The 18,460-nt window shown below is 60.8% G+C and carries 15 protein-coding genes; 6 read left to right on the top strand and 9 right to left on the bottom strand.

Going from position 1 to position 18,460, the window contains the following annotated elements; all coding sequences use genetic code 11:
- The first annotated feature begins 1 nt into the window (after position 1).
- Positions 2–283, top strand: coding sequence for a peptidylprolyl isomerase (locus AU182_RS06515; RefSeq protein WP_066962651.1), 282 nt, complete (start codon positions 2–4; stop codon positions 281–283).
- Between the two features lie 120 nt (positions 284–403).
- On the opposite strand, the gene AU182_RS06510 is transcribed toward AU182_RS06515, so the two are convergent.
- The 7 genes from AU182_RS06510 to AU182_RS06480 all read right to left on the bottom strand — a co-directional run bounded on the left by AU182_RS06510 (position 404) and on the right by AU182_RS06480 (position 10,563).
- Positions 404–1,243, bottom strand: coding sequence for a hypothetical protein (locus tag AU182_RS06510; protein ID WP_066962648.1), 840 nt, complete (start codon positions 1,241–1,243; stop codon positions 404–406).
- Positions 1,244–1,352: 109 nt separating this feature from the next.
- The gene (locus AU182_RS06505) at positions 1,353–5,678 is read right to left on the bottom strand and encodes a YhdP family protein (RefSeq protein WP_082859263.1); all 4,326 of its coding nucleotides are present in this window, start codon (positions 5,676–5,678) and stop codon (positions 1,353–1,355) included.
- A 66-nt stretch (positions 5,679–5,744) separates the two neighbouring features.
- Positions 5,745–7,232, bottom strand: a complete 1,488-nt coding sequence (gene rng, locus AU182_RS06500) for a ribonuclease G (protein ID WP_066962646.1) — start codon at positions 7,230–7,232, stop codon at positions 5,745–5,747.
- Between the two features lie 12 nt (positions 7,233–7,244).
- Entirely contained in the window at positions 7,245–7,886 is a 642-nt protein-coding gene (locus tag AU182_RS06495) for a nucleoside triphosphate pyrophosphatase (RefSeq protein WP_193754303.1), read from the bottom strand.
- Positions 7,887–8,035: 149 nt separating this feature from the next.
- Complete coding sequence (mreD, locus tag AU182_RS06490; RefSeq protein WP_066962643.1) at positions 8,036–8,515, bottom strand: rod shape-determining protein MreD; 480 nt, start codon at positions 8,513–8,515, stop codon at positions 8,036–8,038.
- A 4-nt stretch (positions 8,516–8,519) separates the two neighbouring features.
- Positions 8,520–9,350: a rod shape-determining protein MreC gene (gene mreC, locus AU182_RS06485; protein ID WP_066962640.1), complete on the bottom strand. Its 831-nt coding sequence runs from the start codon at positions 9,348–9,350 to the stop codon at positions 8,520–8,522.
- A 178-nt stretch (positions 9,351–9,528) separates the two neighbouring features.
- Positions 9,529–10,563, bottom strand: a complete 1,035-nt coding sequence (locus AU182_RS06480) for a rod shape-determining protein (protein WP_066962637.1) — start codon at positions 10,561–10,563, stop codon at positions 9,529–9,531.
- 365 nt (positions 10,564–10,928) lie between these two features.
- On the opposite strand from AU182_RS06480, the gene gatC reads away from it, so the two are divergent.
- From gatC to cysZ, 5 genes are all read left to right on the top strand, one after another.
- Positions 10,929–11,216 carry an Asp-tRNA(Asn)/Glu-tRNA(Gln) amidotransferase subunit GatC gene (gene gatC / locus AU182_RS06475; RefSeq protein ID WP_066962635.1) on the top strand — a complete coding sequence of 96 codons (288 nt, stop codon included), beginning with the start codon at positions 10,929–10,931 and terminating at the stop codon, positions 11,214–11,216.
- A gap of 113 nt (positions 11,217–11,329) precedes the next feature.
- Positions 11,330–12,784 (top strand): Asp-tRNA(Asn)/Glu-tRNA(Gln) amidotransferase subunit GatA, encoded by a 1,455-nt coding sequence (gatA, locus tag AU182_RS06470; RefSeq protein ID WP_066962633.1) that lies wholly within the window; start codon positions 11,330–11,332, stop codon positions 12,782–12,784.
- A 22-nt stretch (positions 12,785–12,806) separates the two neighbouring features.
- Positions 12,807–14,258, top strand: coding sequence for an Asp-tRNA(Asn)/Glu-tRNA(Gln) amidotransferase subunit GatB (gatB, locus tag AU182_RS06465; protein WP_066962631.1), 1,452 nt, complete (start codon positions 12,807–12,809; stop codon positions 14,256–14,258).
- 444 nt (positions 14,259–14,702) lie between these two features.
- Positions 14,703–14,999 (top strand): PA4642 family protein, encoded by a 297-nt coding sequence (locus AU182_RS06460; protein WP_066962629.1) that lies wholly within the window; start codon positions 14,703–14,705, stop codon positions 14,997–14,999.
- Between the two features lie 3 nt (positions 15,000–15,002).
- A complete protein-coding gene (cysZ, locus tag AU182_RS06455) occupies positions 15,003–15,908 on the top strand; it encodes a sulfate transporter CysZ (RefSeq protein WP_066962625.1) in 906 nt (301 codons plus the stop codon).
- Between the two features lie 227 nt (positions 15,909–16,135).
- Here the strand turns inward: cysZ and rhlB are convergent, their stop codons facing one another.
- Together rhlB and AU182_RS06445 are read right to left on the bottom strand one after the other, a co-directional pair.
- The gene (rhlB, locus tag AU182_RS06450; RefSeq protein WP_066962622.1) at positions 16,136–17,662 is read right to left on the bottom strand and encodes an ATP-dependent RNA helicase RhlB; all 1,527 of its coding nucleotides are present in this window, start codon (positions 17,660–17,662) and stop codon (positions 16,136–16,138) included.
- A gap of 154 nt (positions 17,663–17,816) precedes the next feature.
- A complete protein-coding gene (locus tag AU182_RS06445; protein WP_066962619.1) occupies positions 17,817–18,443 on the bottom strand; it encodes a DoxX family protein in 627 nt (208 codons plus the stop codon).
- Positions 18,444–18,460 lie beyond the last annotated feature (17 nt).

The following is an 18,460-nucleotide window of genomic DNA, read 5'->3' as shown; positions in this document are numbered from 1 at the left end:
CGTGCCAAAAGCAACCGCCCGCCATATTCTCGTTGAAAGCGAAGCCCAGTGTCAGGATCTGAAAAAGCAGATTGAAGACGGCGCTGATTTCGGAAAGATTGCCCAGCAGCATTCCAAGTGCCCTTCCGGCCGCAACGGCGGTGATCTGGGTGAATTCAGCCAGGGTCAGATGGTGCCGGAATTCGACAAGGTGGTATTCAACGACGAACTGAATAAGGTCCACGGCCCGGTGAAAACCCAGTTTGGTTATCACCTGCTGGAAGTGACCAGCCGCAAGGATTGATATCGATACTTCAGGCATCAATCAAATGTGTTGATGCCTGAAGCGAAGGTGTCGCTACCGGGTAGCGACACCGCCAAAGTGCAAGATTTGAAGCACCCGTGAACCACGAAACCAGAACAATTACTCAGCGCTCGTCTCAGCCTGCCATTCGAACAGGTTCATCTCGATAAAGAAGAAGGCCACCAGCCACAGGAACGCATCCCAGAAGTCTAGGAAGCTGCCGTTGATTCCCCAGTAGATGGCGCACAGCAGCAGGGTGAAATACAGCAGCCCTTTGATAACCTGGGAATAGCGCATGATGGAGTCGGACAGCTGGTGGCGCAGTTGCAGCCACACGTCGAACGCCAGAATCGCCACCACCAGCAGCCAGGCACCAGCATTGATCACATCAACCCACGCCAGCCACTGAATTTCCCGCCAGACCGCCGCATCCCCCAGCACCTGCGCATCCGCCAGACGCAGCAAATGCAGATCGGCCAGTGAACCGCAATTGGCCGCCGTCAATGCCGTGTATTCATCCTGCTCCAGCACCATCGACCAGCCGCCACTATTGGCCAGCTCACACGCGGTGCCGCTCACCGGCAGCAGATGGGTCAGCGACACCATCTCCGACACATATCCGTAAAACGAGTACACAATGAACACATAACAGACGGCCGATACCGCATTCAGCATCCACTTGGTGCCACCCTTGATGCGGTCATCGGAAAGCAACGAGGTTTCCAGCTCAAACACCAGCAGCAATACCACCCAGGCCAGCGTATCGATAGAGTCGTTATACGCCTCAATAATTTTGCCCAGACTCACGCCATCCGCGAAGACCGTACCGGCCGCCGCATGGTTGTCTACAAAAAAGGCATACACGTTGTACGCCAGCAGGCAGTAAACCGTGTACTTGAAGAGTTTGAACAGTGTGTAGCGATTGAACGGAATTCCGGCCAAAGAGACCACCTCAGACATTGGCGACGCACCTCTGATGCTGACTTTATTGTTGTACGAACGCTATGGACGATTCGCTTGCGGGTAAATATCGAATAATTGTTCGGTTTTTGCAACCGCTGGCATCAAATCAGCCAGCACCGAATGGCTGTGGCTGTGGGCGCTGCGAGCCGGAAGCCTCCACGGGCAAACCGCCGGAATCTTTCTGTGCACCCTGTTCGGGGGCTGCCACGCCCGCCGATACCGTGCGGGTTGCGGCCTCCCCCGCCGCTTTTTCCTTGTGCCGCTGTGCCACCGCGCTGCGCCCTTCGCGCCCGGCAGCGCCGTCATCGAACAGCTTGTCGAAGCGCACTTCCGGATCCGCCCACTCCCCGTTGATGCGGTAGCTGACGCTGGCCACCCGATCCACCTGCTTCTTGAACACCTTACTGATCAGGTACACCCCCGCCGCAGCGGGCAAACCACCGGCCAGCGCCGCCACAAAAGCCAGATTGTTCCCCACCGGCAACGTCGCCACCAGAGTCAGGTTCAGGTCTTCCCGCTGTAAATTGACCCGCCCGGCCATTTGCAACTCGCTGGTGGGACCCTCCACCTGAATCGGCACCGCGATCAACAGCTCACCATCGCCCTCGAAATACACCTCGCCGTGTACCCGGTCAAAGGTCAGGCCACTCTGTACCAGATCGGAGAAGTCCAGGCGCAGGCGACGTGCCCAGGTATCAAAATTGAACAGAGACAGCAGGCGCAGCAGGGAGGTGCCGGCATTGTCACTGGCGCGCATAAAGCGCCCGTTGCGGATATCGATACGGATTTCACCATTCAGGCTATTAGGGCTCAGCATGGCCGGAGACCCCTGCCAGCGCAGCGCCGTATCAAAGACCGCGCTGCGGCTCTCGATGGCGGCTTCCTGCCCCCACGACTGCAGTACCTGACCCAGGTTTTCACCGCGCAGGCGGCCAATAAACTGGGAAGACTCGCTGCCATCTTCATCGCGCATCCACATCAGCTGCGCGCCCAGGCGGCTCTCTCCCGTGGTGCGGCCCTCGATGCGAATACCACGCAGGGTGCCCTCAATATCACTCACCACCAGGCGCTGCTCCGATGGGCGCAACTGAAAGGACCATGGGCCCATGGGTTCATCACCCATCCACAAAGTTTCGGTGCTGAAATCCACACTCGGCAGGCTGGCAAAATCAAATCCTTTCCAGCGATCCTGCAGGCGCGCCGCGAGCGAGGTGGCGGGGGCCTCAGTATCGCTGTCACGCGCCGCGGAGCCTTCTTTTGCCGCCAGCGGCGGCAGGCGCAGGTGCTCCAGCGCCAGTTGCATGGGCGTCGCCGAATTGAGGGTGCCGCTCAGCTTGCCCGCAGCGGTCTCGCTATCGAAATCCAGCTGCCAGTCTGCCCCAAGACCGCGCCCTCGCACGTGGATATTGTCGATGCGGGTGGTCTCGGACACCTGCAACAGATCCGTGCTGAGATCGAGGCGAATCGGCAGCGGGTTCTCATCCCCGGCACCGGCAGTAGCCCCGTCGGTGACAGCCGCCGATACCTGCCCGCCAGCAACTGCTGGCGCCGGTTCGGTATAGATCGACAGCGCTTCTTTCCATGGCGGCAGATCCACCACCGGCAGGTGCCCCATCACGGCAATACCGGGAGACGCGGGCAGCGTTGCCTCCGCATTCAGGGCAATCGCCGCACGCTCCAATTTGCCGTCCACTTGCCAGATCTGTCCCTGCAGGTGCTCTCCATAACTGAGGTGATACAGGTTGCCCTGCTCGCCGATGGGTACACGCAGCACAAACCGGGACTTCTCGCCGGCGGGCTTGGCCAGCGGTGCCGGCAGCCGGACCGCCACCTGCTCCAGGTCGGAAGACAGCTCCAACACGGCGGCATAAGGTTTTGCTTTGGCCTGCGCCGGAATGGTCACGCGCGCGGTGTAATCCAGCGCACCATCGAGCCACAATAATTCCGGCCGCCCGCTCCACTGGCCAATACTTTCGGTCACCGCCTCACCGCGCACCACCACCTGGGTATCACGGTCTTCGCCCTGCCCCAGATGCTGAATGGAAGCGCGCAGCGGCTTGCCCCATAACCGGCCACGGAATTGGGACCCCTTGAGACCGTCGCGGCTGTGGTAGCGCACATTACCGTCGAGCCCATGGATATCCAGATTCAGGTTTTGCAGGGTCAGGCGCGCGCCCGACAGCGCCAGGTCTACCTGCTGGCTGGGCGCAAAATCGGCGCCGCCCAGTGGCTGGCTGAGCTGCAGGGTTCCCTGCATGGCACCGCCGAGATCCCAGCTATCGAACGCCGTACCGAGGCGCTCACGCAACGGCGACTCTCGCAGGATTTTCAACCCATCGGCGGCGGGACCCGCCAGCTCGGCACGCACATCCAGCCGGGAACCGGTGGGCTCCGGGGATATTCGCACCGACACGTTCGCCCCTGAGACATCCCACAGTTTCGCACTGGGGGCGGCCACGAGCACTTCACGGTCGTTAATACCCAGATGGCCGTTCACATTCTCTGCAGCCGGCCAGTCAGGCGCGTAGGCCAGGCTGCTGTCGCGAATATCGGCCTGCAGCTGCACCGTACCCCGGAAATCGTGCGCGCCCAGTGCCAGCAGCTCCCGGTCTTCCCCTTCGCGATAGCTGTACCCGCGGTAGATAAACCCAGCCGCGGGAATACGGCCGGCATTGCGCTTGCCGATACTCTGATCGAGCCACTGGCGCAGATCGTCGCTGACGACGGTAGGTACTAAATTGCGCTGCTCCTGAACGGCGACATTGCGCAGCCCCAGCGCGAGGGTGAAATCCGCCGCACGGGTATGCGGTACCACCGGAATCTGTAACAGGAACTGCCCGGTAAAGGCACCGGCGGCAGGAATATGGTCGCCGCCAGCAGACACGCTCTCTGACTGCTCGTCAGCAATGGCGTCCAGCTGAATCGGGCCCGAGAAAATAGAAACCGTGTTGTGCGCGCGATCGATATCCCACGCAACGGTGCCGCGAGCGCTGCCAAACTCAAAGGGCGCGTCGTAGAGCACCGGGAAATGCACACTGAAACCCTGGTTGCTGGCCAGCTCCACACGGCCACCCTGGCCATTCAGGAACAAATAACCGTTCACCCCGCGAACCGCCGGCGCGCCGCGGTGCGCTCCCGCCACCACATCCTGCAGGTTCGCCGCCAGGGTGAGCTCGCCATCAACGCGCGCCAGGCGCACATTCTTCAGCTCACCGGTCGGGTCCAGTGCAGTGAGCCACTCGTCGGCTTTTTCCGGTATCAGTTCGAGCACCTTCAGCACCCGGTGCCAGGCCTGCAGCTCGATCTGGTCCACCGCCAGCTGCAGGTTACCCGACGGATCCCCGCTCGCCTGGAGATTCACATCCGGCACTTCCAGCTGCTGCCAGTTGAGCCCCAGATCCTGCAACACCAGTTCCCAGGAGTCCCCGGGACGCCAGCGCCCGGATAGTTGGCTGGACAGGGCATTCAGGGTTTCAAGAGCACGCCCCGCATCGGCATCACGCTCCCCTTCGCCCGCGCCCTGCCCGTCGCCGGCGACTTGTGCAAGACTCAGGTCGCCCCGCAGGCTGTAGCCATTCTGGGCATCGGAACTGAGCCACAGCCGACCGCCCGCGAGTTTGCGACCGGGCCAGTAGAGTTTTTCTGGCAGCGGCAACAGCTGGTACAGCAGGCCCACCAGGTCTGCATCCACCAGCAGCTCATTTAGCTGCACATAGCCCTTGAGGGAGAATTCGTCGTGGTTGCGGGGGTTGCCGCGCCCCTCCAACACCAGGCGCAGGCTTTCTTCACCGCTGTGCAGGCTTTCCATCGCCCCGGTGACGAACGCCCGGGCAACCAGGCGATGAAACTCTCCACTGTTTTCCAGCTGGATTTCCCGCAAGTCGAGGTTGCCCGACTGTCCTCCAGTGAGGGTCAGGCCGATACTGGCATCGCGCACCAGCACTTTAGGGCCGAGCTGGAAAATCCGCGCCGGGTCGCCCAGACGCAGTCCGGTGTCCGCGGGTGCCGCACCCGCGTCAGCTGGCGCAGCCACCAGTGGGAAACCCTGCACCTGCCAGCCGCCTTCCGCGCGCTGCTCCAGCTCTGCGGAAAAGCCGTCAACCTCCAGGTTTTTCCAGATCAGCTCCCGGTTCCAGAGACTGGCCAGCAGGTCGAGGTGAAACAGTCCCCGCGCCAGTTTGACCTGCCCCGAATCGCCGATGTTCAGACCGTCGATCTGCAGCGCCACTTCCAGCGCCTGCCAGCGCAGGGCGATGTGTTCCAGTTGCACCGGTGCGCCCAGCCGCGCGGAGAGCCAGCGGCCAATTTCCGGGCTGTATTTGCCCACCTGCGGCGACAGGATACGTCCCGTCTGCACCAGGATGGCCAGGGAGATCACCAGAACCACCACCAGCAGCCAGAACTTGCGCGCGAACCAGCGCAGCATCAGCATCGGGATGCCCTCCCGCTACCGCAGGTGCACAGGTTGGGACCGCCGCAAGCGGTGCCAGTGGTGAACTTACACCAGTACAATGTCGTACTGCTCCTGGTTGTAAATGGGCTCCACCTGGAACTGGATGGGGCGCGCAATAAACTCCTCCAGGTCCGCCACGTTGGCGGACTCCTCGTCCAGCAACAGGTCAATCACCACCTGGCTGGCGAGCACCATGATCTTTTCGCTGTCGTAGGCCCGCGCCTCACGAATAATCTCCCGGAAAATTTCGTAACACACGGTTTCCGCGGTTTTCAACGTACCGCGCCCGGCGCACACCGGGCAGGGTTCGCAGAGAATCTGACCCAGGGATTCGCGGGTGCGCTTGCGCGTCATTTCCACCAGGCCCAGCTCGGAAACGCCGGTGATACTGCTCTTGGCGTGGTCCCGCTCCAGTGACTTTTCCAGGGTGCGCAGTACCTGGCGCTGGTGCTCGGTATCCTGCATATCGATAAAGTCGATGATGATGATGCCGCCGAGGTTGCGCAGGCGCAGCTGCCGGGCAATGGCCGTGGCCGCTTCCAGATTGGTCTTGAAGATGGTCTCTTCCAGATTGCGATGCCCCACGAAAGCGCCGGTATTCACGTCAATGGTGCTCATGGCCTCGGTCTGCTCGACGATCAGGTACCCGCCGGACTTGAGCGTGACTTTGTTCTGCAGCGCCTTGCGGATTTCCTCTTCGACGCCATAGAGGTCAAATAGGGGCCGTTCGCCGGGATAGTGCTCGATTCTGGGAGCGATTTCCGGGGCGTACTTGCCAGTGAATTTTGCCGCGCGAGCGTGGGCCTCGCGGGAGTCGATACGGATTTTTTCGGTGTGCGGACGCGCCAGATCCCGCAGCGCGCGCATGAACAGGGGCAGGTCTTCGTAGATGATCGCCGGCGCTTTCTCGAGCTTGATGCGCTGTTCCAGCTCGATCCAGAGTTTGTACAGGAATGGGATGTCGCGCAGCAACTCTTCCTCGCTTACGCCTTCGGCCACGGTACGCAAGATAAAGCCACCATCGCCGCTGTGACCTTCCTCGGCGAGTTTTGCCGAGGCCAGGTCCACCAGCTCCCGCAGGCGCTCGCGTTCAGATTCGTCTTCAATACGGTTGGAGATACCGATGTGCCGGGTCTGCGGCATATACACCAGGTAGCGTGCGGAAACCGAAAGGTGCGTGGTGAGACGGGCGCCCTTACTGGAGATGGGGTCCTTGACCACCTGCACCACCAGCGACTGCCCCTCCCGCACCAGGGCGCGGATGTCGGCCACATCGCCCTCGCGGGACTCCATACCGTCCTCGTCCAGCGGGGCAATATCCGATGCATGGATAAAGCCCGCCCGCTCCAGGCCGATATCCACGAAAGCGGCCTGCATACCGGGCAACACCCGCACCACCTTGCCCTTGTAGATATTGCCCACGATGCCGCGGCTGGCGGTGCGCTCCAGATACACTTCCTGTAGCACGCCATTTTCGACGAGTGCGACACGGGTTTCCATCGGCGCCACGTTGATAAGTAGCTCTTCGCTCACTGGGCGTAACTCCTAAATCGTCCCTGCGCCACTTGAATGGCCAAAAGCGCGCTTGTCGAATTGCCAGTAGGGAATACCTGCTCGCTCCAGAAACCCACCGAGGGTCTCCAGCGGCAACCCCACCACATTGCTATAACTGCCATGAATAGAGGCCACCAGCAACGCCCCCATGCCCTGAATGCCGTAGCCACCCGCCTTGTCGGCCGGCTCCCCGGTATTCCAGTACCCCTCGATCAGGCGCCGATCCAGCTCGCGGAACCGCACCCGGGTCTCCACCACCTCGCTGAACGACTGCTCGGCACCGGTGAGGCAGATTGCGGTCAATACCGAATGCTCGCGACCGGACATCAGGCGCATCATGCGGGCAAAATCGGTGAAGTCGCGGGGTTTTTCCAGGATTTCGTCATCCACGACACCCAGGGTATCCGCACCCAGGGACCAGATATTGGGGTCATCCAGCAGCTTGAGCCCGGCGCGGGACTTTTCCTGGGCCAGGCGTAATACGTAGGATTCAGGGGTTTCATCGGGATGGCGCCGCTCTTCGACCGAGGTCGCGGCAGACGAGAAAGGCACACCAATCTGCATCAGCAGTTCCGCCCGCCGCGGGGATGCGGAGGCCAGAATCAGGCGCTGTTCTTTTTCGGAATTTGGCACAGGCACGGCTTATGGTTATTGGTGAAGCAAGTATGGTCAGCTAAAGGCCCGATTATAGCGTTATCGCTCGAAAAATAACCGCGCCGCGTGCGCTACTTAACATTATTTTGCGCGAATCGGGCACAGGCGCACGCTTTGCCCCGACGGGGTCAGCGTATCTGCAGCCGGGAGGCTGCGCCGTGCAGCCAGGGCGTTATCAGCGGCCACAACAGTGCCGTAGTCAGGGCCGGCCACAAAAAGGTCAGACCCGGTACCGGCTTGCCCGCCAGACTGTGCACCCAGTTACCCAAAAGCTGATTGATCCCCACCAGCACAAAGACCCACATCAGCTGCTGCCCCGGGTTGAACGCCCGCGTACGGCGATAGGTGAGCAGGCTGAAGTACGCCAGCACCGCCAGCGCCAGCGCATGCGCACCCAGCGTCGCCCCGGTGACCAGGTCTTCCACCAGGCCCACCATCCAGGCAAAACCAACACCCAGTTCCTGGGGCATCCGGGTGGTCCAGAAGATCACCAGCAGTGCACAGAACGCCGGGCGAAACCAGAGCCAGCTGGTGGGCAGTGGCATCACCGCCAGCAACAGGGCAACAAAAATCGTCAGCAGAATGAACCAGCGGTTATGGGCTTCCATGGATTCAGTCCTGGGGCACCAAACCGTCGCCAAGCGGCTGTTCCAGGCCGCCGACGCCATTTTGCTCTTCCGGGATCACCGCCAGCACAAAACGACTGCGATTCATACGCCCCCGCGGCTGTACATCCACTTCAGCGAAGGCGCGGCCGGGGTCACGCTTGACCGCAATGACCTCGCCCACTGGATAACCGGCGGGGAAACGGCCACCGAGACCGGAACTGAGCAACAGGTCCCCTTCGCGGATATCGCTGGTATTGGCCAGGTGGCGCAGCTTCAGGCGGTAGAGATCACCGGTACCCTCGGCCACGGCACGCACACTGTTGCGCAGCACCTGCACGGGGAGCGCGTGGTTGGCGTCAGTTATCAGCAGCACCCGGCTCGAAATATCCCCAGCTTCGATGACCTGGCCAAGCAGGCCGCTGGCATCCATGATCGCCGACCCCTGCTCCACACCATCGCTGCGCCCTTTGTCGATGATCACCACATGCTCCAGCGGATCCGGAGACACACCGATCACCTGGGCCACCAGCACGCGCTGGTCCACACTCTCGGCCGAGTTCATGAGTTCTTTGAGCTGGGTATTTTCCGCACGCACCGACGCCAGCAGCTGGGTCTGTTGCTCCAGCAGCATCACCTGATGCTTGAGACGGCTGTTTTCTTCCAGCAGCTCCTCACGGGTACGTAGCTGCTCGCCCGCCCAACCGCCGACGCGGGAGGGGGTTCCGGTAATCCAGTAAAAGGGGGCGGAAAGGCTGGACAGGCGCTCGCGCACAGGATCCAGCCAGTCGGTATAGAGGTTGATCAGGATGAGTGCGGTCGCCAGCGCGCCCAGCACAATGATGCGGGACTCCGGTGACGGACCTCGGGTAAATAGCGGTTTAATGGGCGGCCCCCATCGACCTGTTGCGCAGTACTGTTGTTAGCAGCTGTTGTTATTGGCTCGCGCATTTCCCTGCGCTTGTCGGGCGGCGGCGCCTGCAGTCCCTGAGCGCCGCATCCTTATCGCAAAAAAATCAGTTGGAAACCAGGTACAGACGGCTCTTGTCCATCATGTCCAGCGCCTGGCCGCCACCGCGGGCAACACAGGTCAGCGGGTCGTCGGCCACGATCACCGGCAGGCCCGACTCTTCCATCAGCAGGCGGTCCAGGTCCCGCAGCAGCGCGCCACCACCGGTCAGCACCAGGCCGCGCTCGGCGATGTCAGACGCCAGTTCCGGCGGGGACTGTTCCAGCGCGCTCTTCACCGCCTGCACGATACCGGTGAGCGGTTCCTGCAGCGCTTCCAGAATCTCGTCGCTGTTCAGGGTAAAGCTGCGCGGCACCCCTTCGGCCAGGTTGCGGCCACGCACGTCGATCTCGCGCACTTCACTGCCGGCGTAGGCACAGCCAATCTCTTCCTTGATGCGCTCGGCGGTGGCGTCGCCAATCACACTGCCGTAGTTGCGGCGCACATAGTTGACGATGGCCTCATCGAAACGGTCGCCGCCGATGCGCACGGAATCGGAATAAACCACGCCGTTCAGGGAGATGATGGCAATCTCGGTGGTACCGCCACCAATATCCACCACCATGGAACCGCTGGCCTCTTCTACCTTGAGGCCGGCGCCGATGGCAGCGGCCATGGGCTCTTCAATCAGCCACACTTCGCGGGCACCGGCACCCAGGGCGGATTCGCGAATCGCGCGGCGCTCCACCTCGGTAGACTGGCAGGGCACACACACCAGAACCCGCGGGCTCGGACGCATCCAGCTGTTTTCATGCACTTTCTTGATAAAGTGCTGCAGCATCTTCTCGGTGACCTGGAAGTCTGCAATCACCCCGTCTTTCAGCGGGCGGATGGCCGTGATATTCCCCGGCGTACGGCCCAGCATGCGCTTCGCCTCAACACCGACCGCTTCCACGATCTTGGTGCCGTTGTAATGGCGGATGGCCACAACGGAGGGTTCATCGAGAACGACGCCGCGATCGCGCACGTAGATCAGCGTATTCGCAGTACCCAGGTCGATGGAGAGATCACTGGAGAACATGCCCCGCAAACGTTTAAACATGGAATTCGATTACCTTAATTCTGATGTACAACACCCAATCCGGGTCAGGTGCCGCGAGCGCCGACTGGAGCTCCCCGGCAGGGAAGCGCTACAGGGTAGTGAGTCCGCGCAATAAATTCTGTGTTCCGGGCGGCGTTTTCGTCCGCTCTTGTGTGAATCAGCCGGGCGCAACCGCGCCCTGACCATAATCGGCAAACTCTAACAACGGCGCGGGTTTAGGGCAAGGCTCAGGAACCCCTTAATAAATAAGAATAAAGAGATTCCCCCACAGATATGCTAAATTTGCGCTCCTTCTGATCCCGCCAGCCCCGGCAAACCGGGCCTGGCCGCAATTTAGCCAATGAGAAGCTGGAGTCTCTACCCCCATGGCCGTGGACGCGCAAACCGTTGAAAAGCTGGCCGAACTGGCCCGCATCGCCATTTCCGAAGAAACCATCGACGAAGTCAGCAGCCGCTTGGGCGATGTACTGCAACTGGTCGACCAGCTGCAGGCCGTCAACACCGACGGCGTGGAGCCCATGGCCCACCCCCTCGAGGAGGTGCAGGTGCTGCGCAAAGACGAAGTCACCGAGCCCAACCGCCGTGAAGAATTCCTCGCCCTGGCGCCACAAACGGAAGCGGGCCTGTTTCTGGTACCCAAGGTCATCGACTGACCGAGCGATTCGATTCATTGACCTAACAGCGACCTTACCGCGACCTAGCAACAATCTAACAGCGACCCGCCCGCTGCAAGCGAATACAGAATAGACAAGAAACCGGATTTCCCATGCATCAGTTGACCATCGCCGAGATCGTGCGCGGCCTGCGCAACAAACAGTTCTCCAGCGTCGAGATCACCAGCCACCTGCTGGAGCGCATCCAGCAGCTGGACAGCCAGTTCAACAGCTTCATCAGCGTCACCGGCGACCAGGCCATCAAGCAGGCCGCCGCCGCGGATGCGCGCCTGGCCGAGGGCAACGCCCCTGCCCTGTGCGGCGTGCCCATTGCCCACAAGGACATTTTCTGCACCAGTGGCGTACGCACCAGCTGCGGCTCGAAAATGCTCGACAACTTCGTGCCGCCCTACGACGCGACGGTGGTGGACAACTTCCAGCAGGCGGGCGCGGTGAGCCTGGGCAAAACCAATATGGACGAGTTCGCCATGGGCTCCTCCAATGAATCCAGCTTTTATGGCGCGGTGAAGAACCCCTGGGACATCGAGCGGATTCCCGGCGGCTCTTCCGGCGGTTCCGCCGCTGCGGTGGCCGCATTACTGGTACCCGGCACCACCGCCACCGACACCGGCGGCTCCATCCGCCAGCCCGCGGCCATGACCGGTACCACCGGCCTCAAGCCCACCTACGGCCGCGTATCACGCTGGGGCATGATCGCGTTTGCTTCCAGCCTCGATCAGGGCGGCCCCATTGCCCGCACCGCGGAAGACGCCGCGCTGATGCTGTCGGTAATGGCGGGCCCGGACAAAAAAGATTCCACCTGCCTGGACCGCCCTGCGCAGGACTACACCGCCAGCCTTGGCGACCCCATCAAAGGGCTCAAAATTGGCGTACCCAGCGAGTACTTTGGCGAAGGCCTCGACAGCGAGGTGGGCGCGCGGGTGCAGGAAGCCCTCAAGGCGTACGAACAGCTCGGCGCCGAACTGGTGGAAATCAGCCTGCCCCACAGCAAGCTGGCGGTACCCGCCTATTACGTGATTGCCCCGGCAGAGGCCTCCGCCAACCTGTCCCGTTTCGACGGGGTGCGCTACGGCTACCGTTGTGAGAATCCGGCCGACCTGCGCGACCTGTACATGCGCTCCCGCGGTGAAGGCTTCGGCGAGGAAGTAAAACGCCGCATCTTAGTAGGCAGCTACGCCCTGTCAGCCGGCTACTACGACGCCTACTACAACAAAGCCCAACAGGTGCGCCGCCTGATCAAACAGGACTTTGTCGACGCGTTCGACAAGGTGGACGTCATCATGGGACCCACCGCCCCGAACCCCGCCTTCAAGCTGGGCGAAAAAAATGCCGACCCGGTGGCCATGTATCTGGAAGACATTTACACCATCGCCACCAATCTGGCCGGCCTGCCCGGCATGTCCATCCCCTGCGGTTTCGCCCACGGCTTGCCCGTTGGCCTGCAGATCATTGGCAACTACCTGGACGAGTCGCGCATGCTCAATGTGGCGCACCAGTTCCAGCTCGCCAGTGATTGGCACCAGCAAACCGCCCCGGCAGCACAATAAGTAGAAATTAAGGAGAAACGACGTGGAATGGGAAGTCGTTATCGGGCTGGAAGTGCATGTGCAACTGGCCACCCAATCGAAAATTTTCTCCGGCGCCAGCACCGCATTTGGTGCCGAGCCCAACACCCAGGCCTGCGCCATCGACCTGGCCATGCCGGGCACCCTGCCGGTTCCTAACGAAGAAGCCTTCCGTTTTGCGGTGATGTTCGGCCTCGCCATGAACGCGGAAATCGGCAAGCGCTCGGTGTTCGAGCGCAAGAACTATTTCTACCCGGACCTGCCCAAAGGCTACCAGACCACCCAGCTGGAAAAGCCGATCGTTGGCGAAGGCCAGATCGAAATTCACCTGGAAGACGGCAGCAGCAAGACCGTGCGTTTGCATCACGCGCATCTGGAAGAGGACGCAGGCAAATCGCTCCATGAGGATTTTCATGGAATGTCCGGTATCGATCTCAACCGCGCCGGCACCCCACTGATCGAAATTGTGTCCGAACCGGATATGCGCAGCGCCGCGGAGGCCGTTGCCTACCTGAAAAAAATCCACAGCATCGTGACCTATCTCGGCATCTCCGACGGCGACATGTCCCAGGGCTCGCTGCGCTGTGACGCCAACGTGTCAGTGCGCCTCAAGGGTGAGGAAGAACTGGGCACCCGTACCGAGATCAAGAACCTGAACTCCTTCCGCTTTATCGAGAAGGCGATCAAGGTAGAGGCCCAGCGCCAGATCGATCTGATCGAAGACGGCGGTAAGGTGACACAGGAAACCCGCCTGTACGACGCGGACAAAAACGAAACCCGCTCCATGCGCAGCAAGGAAGTGGCCAACGATTACCGCTACTTCCCCTGCCCCGACCTGCTGCCGGTGGTGCTCACCGACGATTACATCGAGCAGGTGCGCGGTGAATTGCCGGAGCTGCCAGATGCGAAGTGCGCGCGCTTTGAGAAAGACTACGGACTTTCTGCCTACGACGCGGACCAGCTGACCCAGGAGCGGGCGACGGCGGATTATTTCGAGCAGGTTGCGGCCAAGAGTGGCGAACCAAAGCTGGCGGCTAACTGGGTAATGGGTGAGCTGGCGGCGCTGTTGAACCGCGAGGAAAAGTCCATCGCTGACTCTCCGGTGTCTGCGGAGCACCTGGCGGGCCTGATCGCACGCATCAAGGACAACACTATTTCCTCCAAGATCGCCAAGCAGGTGTTTGAGGCGATGGCGAATGGTGACGGTGATGCGGATACGGTGATTGAAGCCAAGGGACTGAAGCAGGTTTCCGACACCGGGGCCATTGAGAAGATGGTGGACGATGTGATCGCGGCTTCTGCTTCCCAGGTGGAAAATTACCGCAACGCGGATCCGGACAAGCGACCCAAGATGATGGGCTTCTTTGTGGGCCAGATCATGAAGGCCTCCAAGGGGCAGGCGAATCCGCAGATGATCAACAAGATTCTGAAAGAGAAATTGGACGCTTTGCTCTGATTTCCAGCCCGGAGGTATTGGTGGTTCTACCCTGCCTCCGGTGGCGGACGGGCACCGGGTAAAGCTTTTCGAAACCGAACTAGGCGTCCCCCTGGGAATACATCCCTGTACGCTGCGTCGGCGACGTCCCTGTCGCCGACGCTTTCGAAAAGTCTCACCCGGCACTTGCCCTTAGATTTGAACAATTGCGCTTCGTAGCAATACACAACAGTTTCTCGGAAGCACTATACCTCGATGCGAAGGTGGTGCGGCCGGGGCTTGTTTGCGAAACCTTCCGCGAGAGGGACCTCGCGGAAGAGTCCCCATGGATGGGTTAACGGGGGGGCGCCTAGCTCGTGTTTCGCAAACAAGCCCCGGCCGCACCACCGCCACAAGGCACCCCAGCAGCGGGCTGACCTGAAGATAGGCACTAAATTAAGATCAGAGCACAAAAGGAATTAACAAGTGAGCCTGAAAAAAGACAAGCAAAAAGTCCTCGGTGAAGTCTTCGACGACGAGCGTATCGCCGGATTTCTGGTGGGAGAAGCACCGGAAGGATTCAATCGGGATTTCTACCTGCTGGAACGCGCCTACCGCGGCATGAAGGCTGAGAATTTTGAAACCTTCGTACGCCTGTTCAATAAACAGGGGCTGGACCTGAACAGCCAGAGCCCTGAAGGCCAGACACTGCTGGCGCGGATCAGTGAACACGAACAGAGTGCCGAGTATGCCGACATTCTGAAGGCCGCAGGAGCACAGTAAGACATGACTTCCAACCCGGCACACGGCGCACACGCATTAGTCCGGGGAGCGCAGCTGCTCACCCGGAAGGAGCTGCGCCCGTTTATCATTATGCCGCTGCTGATCAACCTGGTGCTGTTTATCGCATTGGGCGTCCTGATGGTCAGCCAGTTCGACGACCTCGGCCGCTATATCGGCAGCCTGCTCTCCGACACCCCCGTCGACACCTCCGACATGTCCTGGTGGCGAGCGATTCTGGCCAAGGGCGCAGACTGGGCGGCAAGCGTGTTTCAGTGGCTGGCGTGGCTGATCGCCATCGTCGTGGTGCTGTTGTTCTTCTTTGTCTACGGTTACCTGTTCGGCATCATCACCAACATCATTGCCGCACCGTTTAACGGCCTGCTCGCAGAAAAAGTCGAAGAACTCCTCACCGGCCACCCACCGCCCCCGGAAGCACTGCACAGCATGGTGTTCCGCACCCTGGGCCGGGAACTGCGCAAGCTCATGTATTTTATCGGCTGGGGCATTGTGATCTTTGTGATTGCCCTGCTCACTAGCTGGACGGTCTTTATCCCCGCCATTCTCGGCGCACTCTGGGGGGCCTGGTGTATGGCAATCCAGTACGTGGACTACCCGCTGGACAACCACCAGCGCTCGTTCACGGAACTGAAAAGCGTACTGCTGCGCAAGAAGTTCACCACCCTCGGCTTCGGCGGCAGCGTGATGCTGGCAAAGATGGTGCCGATCCTGAATATTTTCGTGATGCCAGCGGCGGTGGCCGGCGGAACCGTATTGTGGGTAGAGCGTATCTGGACCGAAGGCGACCCAGGCAAAGGCCCCAACGGACGGAATATTCCGTTCGATCAACAACCGGCGGTGGAAACAAAAAAGTGGCCCAAGGGCATTGAAGGCCCAAACGACAAAAAGTGACAGGCATAAAAAAACGCGGGTAGCTCTCCAACTCAGCTACCCGCGTTTTTTATTGCTAACAAAGCATATGACTAGACGATAAGACAAATCACCGGGCATCTGTTTTCAGAAGCGTCGGCGACAGGGACGTCACCGACGCAGCGTACATGGACGTATTCACAGTGGTTCTGAAAACAGATACCCGGTGATTTGTCGCCACAAAAGAGGAAAAAACAGGCCCCAAAGCCTTAGCGACGGGGCCGGCCGCCGCCTCCGCTGCGGCGTCCACCGCGATTGCCACCGCGGTCATTGCGATCGCCGCCGCTGCTGCGTTTCACATGTACCTGCGGCGGCTTTACCAGCAGCTCCTCCGGCGGAACCTCGCACGTCAGTTTATTGCCCAGCAGCTTCTCGATAGGCTCCAGACGCATGGCGTCGTCTTCACAGGCAAAGCTGATGGAGGTGCCGCTCTTGCCCGCGCGGCCGGTACGGCCGATACGGTGTACGTAGTCTTCCGGCTCTTCCGGCAAGGTGTAATTCACCACGTGGCTGATGCCATCGATATGGATACCCCGCCCCGCCACATCGGTGGCCACCAGCACTTTCGACTTGCCGGTTTTGAAATCTTCCAGGGTGCGCACACGCTTGTTCTGCGCCACCTCACCGGATAACAACCCGGCATTGATACCGTGGGCCACCAGGTTTTCGTGCAGGCGGCGACACTGGTCACGACGGTTGGCGAACACAATCAGGCTTTCGACATCGTCCTGCTGCACAATGTTGAACAACAGCGGATATTTCTCGTCGCCCGACACCAGGTACACATGCTGGGTCACCGTATCGGTAGCCACGTGCTCCGGCTCGATTTCCACCGTGACAGGATCGGTCGTCCACTGCTCCACCAGATCGTCTACTTCCGGAGTAAAGGTAGCGGAGAAGAACATGGTCTGGCGATGGGTCTTGCGCGGAGTCTGACGGACAATGCGGCGCACATCGGGGATAAAGCCCATATCCAGCATGCGGTCCGCCTCGTCGATCACCAGGATCTCGGTCTGATCGAGGAAGCAATCCCGCTTGCTGACGAAGTCCAGCAGGCGGCCAGGGGTGGCCACGAGGATATCCACAAAGCGCTCATTCAACGCTTTTTGCTGCTTCTGGTAATCCATACCGCCCACGAGCGTGTGGATTTCCAGGTCGGTGTACTTGCACAGGCCCTTGGCATCGTCGGCAATCTGCATCACCAGCTCTCGGGTCGGCGCGATAATCAGTGCGCGCGCCTCGCCGGCGTAGCGCTCACCCTCAAACGGGTGCTTGAGCAGATCGTCGATCACGGTGATCAGGAAGGCCGCGGTTTTACCGGTACCGGTCTGCGCCTTACCCACCAGATCGTGGCCATTGAGGGTATGTGGCAGCGACTGCCCCTGAATAGGGGAAGCGTACTCGAAACCCAGGTCGGCGATGGCATGCATCAGTGGCAGCGGCAGGTCCAGGTCGTGGAAACGGACCTTGCCTTCCTGCTCCGGCACCTGGAACTCGTCCAGGCTCCACGGCTTTTGCGGGGCCTTGGCGCGGGGCTCCTTACGTTTACCGCCCTTGTCACGCCCATCTTCTGCGCCGCCGCGGCGACGGTTGCGCGGGCGGCCGCTGCCGGCCGACTTGCCTTCTTCGGCCGAGCGCTTACCAGCTCTGTCATCGGGCTTTGCAGCCACGGGCTTCGGCTCTTTGGATGCGTTTTCAGACTTGTCAGTGGAACGACGGAAAAACTTGCCTATCAAAAGATTGCTCGCTCAATTACTCCGGGCGCCCCTGCAACAGTGCGTCTCCGGATATGCCGGTGACCAACTGGACACGGCAACGGGTTAAATAATCGGCGAGTATATCATTTATAAGGAGGGCGCGAGTCAATAGCGGGGCCAGCCCCACCCGGCCCTAATCCTGCAGAAGACCCCGCTGGCGGGCAATCCAGTAATCGAGACTTACAAAGCGCCCGCCGCCGGTAAACAGCAACGCCAGCAGCATCACGAAGTAAGTGGCCGCAAACTCGATGCCGTTTTTCAGCACGGTGAAATTACCCGCTTCGGTCAGCCAGCCGTAGTTCCCATGGGCCTTGAGTAATTCCACCGCCTTTTCCTTGCGCACCGCCGCCTCTTCGATCAGGTCCGTGCGCCATTCCCAGGGCATAGTGAGTGTTTGCTCCGGCAGGGCGTGCCAGCCGTACTGCCAGTGCGCGGTCACCGCCGCCACCACCATGGTGAACATCAGCGGGATGGCTGCGAGGCGCACCCCCAGCCCCAGTACCAGGGCGATGCCACCCAAAAATTCCGTCAGCGCCGCCAGCCAGGCCAACAGCAGGGGCGCGGGCAGCCCCAACCCCCAGTCCGGGTTGCCAAACCAGGCCGCCACATTCTCAATGCCGGTGAGTTTATTCCAGCCGGCGAGGATGAAAATGGGCCCGAGAAACAGCCGTAGCGCCAGCGGACCCAGCCCATCCAGCGGCCGCAAGCCCCGCAGAAAACAGCCGTAAATTCCGTTGATCCCGCTGTGTGCCCCATCCATAATCCGCTCCCGTTTTC

The sequence above is a fragment of the Microbulbifer sp. Q7 genome, assembly GCF_001639145.1.
Lineage (GTDB): Bacteria > Pseudomonadota > Gammaproteobacteria > Pseudomonadales > Cellvibrionaceae > Microbulbifer.
This window is presented reverse-complemented; position numbering and strand designations above follow the sequence as displayed.